The organism is Prevotella rectalis (assembly GCF_900607215.1).
Classification (GTDB): domain Bacteria; phylum Bacteroidota; class Bacteroidia; order Bacteroidales; family Bacteroidaceae; genus Prevotella; species Prevotella brunnea.
The window spans coordinates 496,813-497,404 of record NZ_LR027820.1 but is presented as its reverse complement, the minus strand read 5'-3'; the positions used below and the strand labels follow the sequence as shown (position 1 = coordinate 497,404).

The following is a 592-nucleotide window of genomic DNA, read 5'->3' as shown; positions in this document are numbered from 1 at the left end:
AGACTGCATGGATATGAACGAGGATGGGCTGATGGAATATCGTGAGCAGGTGGTGGTGTTCAGGAAGGGCGGTATCAACCATATAGCGCGTATCATCACCTATGTGGATATCAAGAAAGGAAAGATGCCAAAGTTGGTGTCCTTGCTTACCAACGACTTTGACATGTCCATGGAGACTATCGTAGCCATCTACCGCAGGAGGTGGCAGATAGAGACTCTTTTCAAGCAGATAAAACAGAACTTCCCGCTTAGATACTTCTATGGGGAGAGTGCCAACGCCATCAAGATACAGATTTGGGTTACACTCATTGCCAATCTATTACTGTCACTGCTGCAAAGCTCATTGCAGAGGCGGTGGAGTTTCTCAGGGCTGGCTACTATGGTGCGCATTGTACTTATGGAATACCTCAACATGAATAATTTCTTCAACATGCCGGATGCCGACATGAAACTCATGCTTGAAGCAGCGGCTGAATCGCCACCCGAGGGAACAGAAAATGAATAAGGGGGCTTGTCACTAACATGCTGTCATCCGAACTATTGTGTCTCAATGAGTTGGAATGAGGATTTCTATGTTTAGCGGACAGGAATA

General features: G+C 46.3%; 1 protein-coding gene. It reads left to right on the top strand.

Annotation, left to right across the window (positions count from 1 at the left end):
• A partial coding sequence (locus tag E0E16_RS14165) for a transposase (protein WP_255418097.1) occupies positions 1-505 on the top strand: 505 nt, incomplete at its 5' end.
• Between the last annotated feature and the right edge of the window lie 87 nt (positions 506-592).